General features: G+C 63.5%; 3 protein-coding genes. 2 read left to right on the forward strand and 1 reads right to left on the reverse strand.

Features of this window, described 5'->3' with window-relative positions; translation table 11 throughout:
• Positions 1–13: 13 nt before the first annotated feature.
• Together WA989_RS14195 and WA989_RS14200 are read left to right on the forward strand one after the other, a co-directional pair.
• Positions 14–1,552, forward strand: a complete 1,539-nt coding sequence (locus WA989_RS14195; protein WP_424341140.1) for a dihydrolipoyl dehydrogenase family protein — start codon at positions 14–16, stop codon at positions 1,550–1,552.
• A 15-nt stretch (positions 1,553–1,567) separates the two neighbouring features.
• Entirely contained in the window at positions 1,568–2,971 is a 1,404-nt protein-coding gene (locus tag WA989_RS14200; protein ID WP_424341141.1) for a sensor histidine kinase, read from the forward strand.
• A gap of 41 nt (positions 2,972–3,012) precedes the next feature.
• Here WA989_RS14200 and WA989_RS14205 read toward each other — a convergent pair.
• A partial coding sequence (locus tag WA989_RS14205) for a gamma-glutamyltransferase family protein (RefSeq protein ID WP_424341142.1) occupies positions 3,013–4,620 on the reverse strand: 1,608 nt, incomplete at its 5' end.

Raw genomic sequence — 4,620 nt, forward strand, 5'->3', positions numbered from 1 at the left:
CAGAAGCCGCCCAATGAACACCGACTACGCCACCGAACCAAATCCCCGTCCGCCGCTTGAAGGCGATCAGTCGCCAGACACGGTCGCAACCGAGCCAGCGCCGCATGCGCCAGGCACAGCGCCGCACCGGCATATCAAGGCAGACCTTGCCATTATCGGCGCAGGCTCCGCAGGCCTTTCCGCAGCCGCCGGGGCAGCTATGCTGGGGCTCAATGTCGTTCTCTTCGAAGAAGGCGAAATGGGCGGTGACTGCCTGAACACCGGCTGTGTCCCGTCAAAAGCGCTGATCTCGGCCGCGAAATACGCCCAGGCCGCCCGCGACAGCGAAGCCCATGGCATCAAGTCCGGTGCGCCCCGGACAGACTGGGCAGGCGTACAAGCCCATATCCGCAAGGCGATCGACACGATTGCGCCGGTCGACAGCCAGGAACGGTTCGAGGATCTCGGCGTCACCGTTATCCGTGAGCACGCTCACTTTTCAGATCGCAACACGCTCGCCTCTCCGACGGCCCGTGTAACCGCCAAGCGCATTATCCTTGCCACCGGCTCGAAAGCCGCCATTCCGCCCATTCCGGGCCTGGCAATGGTGCCTTATCTGACCAATGAGACCCTTTTCGATATTCCTGAGCTCCCGTCTCACCTGATCATTCTCGGCGGCGGTCCGATCGGCATGGAAATGGCGCAGGCCTTCCGCCGGCTCGGCTCAGACGTCACGGTCATTGAGATGGGCAAAGTGCTGGCCCGCGCAGATCGAGCGCATGCCGAAATCGCCGCGCAGGCGATGGCCGATGAAGGGGTGAGCCTGCTCGAAAACCACAAGGCGGTCTCCGTTTCCGAAAGCGGCGGGCAAATCTCGGTCGACACCGAAAGGGGCGATGGCGAACGCAAGTCGGTCACCGGCTCACATCTTCTCGTTGCCACGGGCCGCCAGGCGATTACGGACGGTCTCGCGCTTGAGGCCGGCGACGTCGAGACCGACAAACAGGGCATCCTCGTCAATGAAAAGCTGCGCTCTGTGTCCAACAAGAATGTCTGGGTGCTGGGCGATGCGGCCGGCATGGGCCAGTTCACCCATCTGGCCGGCTGGCATGCTTCTGTATTCGTCCGACGCGCCTTCTTCAAACAGAGGACCAAGGCGACCTCCCTGCCGCTCCCGGCTGTCACCTATACCTCGCCCGAAGTCGCGCAGGTCGGTCTGATGGAAGCCGAGGCCCGGGAGCGGTTCGGCGACAGCGTCTCTGTCTCGAGCTTTGCCTTCGACGAGAATGACCGCGCCATCGCCGAAGGCAAGACAAAGGGCGAATGCAAGCTCATCATCCACAAGGGCAAGCTTCTTGGCGCCTCGATCGTCGGCGAAGGCGCAGGCGACATTATCCAGATCGCCGGCTATGCCATGTCGAACGACATGAAGGTCCAGTCGCTGACCAATTTCATCTCGCCCTACCCGACGCGCGCCGAAGTCGTGAAACGCGCCGCCAGTGCGCACTTCACAGACAGCGTCTTCGGCAAGACTGCCCGGACGCTTGTCAGCTTGCTTCAACGCATCCCGTAGCCTATTTCCTCGCGCGTGCCCGACACGCCAGCTTCCCTTCCCCGCAACGGGCGCTCAGGACTGTTTGACAGCCTGTCGGTCCGCCTGTTTGCGGTGACGATCTGCGCGATCCTGCTGGTCGAATTCCTGGTCTTCCTGCCGAGCGCTGCCAATTACCGCGACAACTGGCTCGATACGCGCGTTGAGGCCGCGCGCATTGCCGCGCTGTCGCTTGAAGCCGCGCCGAGCCGGATGGTGTCCGAGGAACTTTCCAATGACCTTCTCCAGCGCGCCGAAGTCCTCGCCGTCGCCGAGCTCAGCGAGGATATGCGCGAACAGATCCTGCCGCCCGTCATGCCGCTGGAAGGGCCGACCAAATTCGTCGACCTGATGGAAGAGAGCATGATGGGCTCAATCATGGAGACGATCGATACCTGGAGCTCTGAAGACGGCCGCCTCCTGATCGTGCGCGCCATGGGCTCTGCGCCCGGCCGCACGCTGGAAATCGTCCTGCCGGAAGCGCCGCTGAAAGAGGGCCTTGCCGCCTTTGGCTGGCGCATCCTTGGCATTTCCCTACTGATCTCGCTGACGGCAGGTGCGCTCATCTATCTGCTTCTCTTCCTTCTCGTTGTGCGGCCCATGCAGCGCGTCACCGACTCCGTCATCCAGTTCCGCGCCGATCCGGGCGGCTGGCGCAAACGCCTCTCGCCGACCACCCGCAAGGACGAAATCGGCCGCGCCCAGAACGCGCTTGCCGATATGGAAAGCGCGGTCTCAGACAGCTTCCGCCAGCGCGAACGCCTCGCCCTGCTCGGCGAAGCAGTGGCCAAGATCAATCACGATTTGCGCAACTCGCTGGCCACCGCGCAGCTTGCCTCGGACGCGCTCTCATCATCAGCCGATCCCCGCGTACAACGCTCTGTCCCGCGCCTTGAGCGTGCCCTGGAACGGGCGATCAAGCTTGCCAGCGAAACGCTGAAATATGGCCGCTCGACAACCCCGCCTGCGAACCTGCAACCTGTCAGCTTGCGCGTGGCCATCGACGAAGCCGCCCTTGAGGCGCTCGCGCAGCAGGACGCCGTGACCTTCGTCAATGAGGTAAACGCCGCCGATACGCGCACAGCCGACGCAGACCATCTGCACAGGATCGCGGCCAATCTCATCCGCAACGCCGCAGAAGCCATGACCGACGGCGGTGAGATCCGTGTCTCATCCGATGAAACAGGTCTCCTCTTTGCCGATACCGGCCCGGGCGTGCCGGACAAGGCGCGCGAGACCCTGTTCAAGCCCTTCGCCAGCTCGACCCGGCGCGACGGCACAGGCCTCGGCCTCGCCCTGTCGCGCGATCTCGCCCGGTCCATGGGCGGCGATGTTGAGCTTGTATCGACCGGGCCTGACGGGACAGCGTTCAGGGTGCTCCTGCCGGAAGCAGAGGGCTAGCTTTCAACGCCCGTCTCCCTCGACCGTTCGGCGGTCTGGGCCTACTCCTCAACCGGCAGCGCCACGCCTTCCCGGCGCGGATCGGCGCCGCCTTCGAGATAGCCATCGCGCACCACGATGACATGAAGCCCTGAATTCTCGCCCGTCCGCTCTTCCACATTATAGCCTATCGCAGACAGCACGTCGGCCCATTGCTGGCCGGTCGGGACATCGATCTCGACACCGACCGTCTCCCCCCGCGCGATCACGTTGGGAAGATTGATCGCTTCCTGCGCAGTCAGATTCCACTCCAGCACGCCGATCAGCGTCTTCGACACATAGGCCACAATTGAGTTGCCGCCCGGCGAGCCTGTCACCATGAGCAGCTCGCCGTCCTCGTCGAACACAATGGTCGGCGACATGGAGGAGCGCGGGCGCTTTCCTGCCGCAGGCGCATTCGCCACCGGCAGATTATTGATCCGCGGCTGACGCGAGAAATCGGTCAGCTGATTGTTCAGCACATAGCCGTTGACCATGCGCGAATTGCCGAAGGCGGACTCTACAGTCGCCGTCATGGAGACGGCATTACCATATTGGTCGATGATCGAGATATGCGTGGTGCCGGGCGTTTCGTCGGTGAGGTCGCGGCCCCACATGCCGATCATCGGCCCGCGGCCAAGCACCTCGCCAGGATCACCCGGCTGGGGCGTCCCATCGAACGGCCCCGCCTCGCTTGCCCGCACATCGAGATAGTCGGGATCAATCAGATCCTCTGTCGGCACCTGAACAAAATCGGCGTCGCCGACATAGTGGTCTCGGTCAGCATAGGCGAGGCGCTGGGCATCGACCCAGGCGAGCAGGACATCTTCCTCTGCGAGATCATCATCCTGCGGGATCATCCTATTATACAGCCCGAAGATCATGTTCTGCGTGATCGCGCCAGAGCTTGGCGGCGGCGCCGAACAGATGCGTACCTCTTCATGCTCGCCGCAGACGGCCGGGCGGATCTTCACCTCGTAATTGGTAAGATCCTCAAGCGTCATCGCCCCGCCCAGCGGCTCGGCGCTAACCGCAGCGACAATCGCTTCGGCATTCGCGCCGGTATAGAACGCTTCCGGGCCGGTCTCGGCCACGGCTTTCAGCGTGGCGGCATAATCGGGATTATCGCGCACCGTACCGATGCTGAGCGGTTCGCCATCTGGATAGAAATAGGCCGCGCTGACCGGCAGGTCATCAAGCTGATAGGCTCCGCGCAGCCGCTCATTTGCAAGCAGGCCCGCCAGGCGCGGGGAGACTTCAAATCCGGTCTCCGCCAGGGCGATCGCCGGCTGGAACAGGCTCGCCCAGTCGGCCTGTCCGGCCTCTTCGTGCGCCGTCTTGTAGAGCGCGATCATGCCCGGCACACCGGTCGAGCGGCCCGACTGCCAGGCCGGCACGTAGGAAAGCACTTCGCCATCCTCGATGAACAAATTCTCGTCTGCGGCGGCCGGCGCCGTCTCGCGGCCATCGAATACGGTCAACTCATCGGCCTCGCGGTCATAATAGACCATGAAAGCCCCGCCGCCGATGCCGGAGCTTTGCGGCTCGACAAGCCCCAGCACGGCATGGACAGCAATCGCCGCATCGATGGCATTCCCGCCCTCGCGCAGCACTTTCAGTCCGGCCTCGAC

The sequence above is a fragment of the Henriciella sp. genome, assembly GCF_049649345.1.
Classification (GTDB): Bacteria; Pseudomonadota; Alphaproteobacteria; order Caulobacterales; family Hyphomonadaceae; genus Henriciella.

What these genes read in the sequence shown, in the direction of transcription:
- WA989_RS14195 (WP_424341140.1), top strand. Translation starts at nt 14, where the DNA reads ATGAACACCGACTACGCCACCGAACCAAATCCCCGTCCGCCGCTTGAA.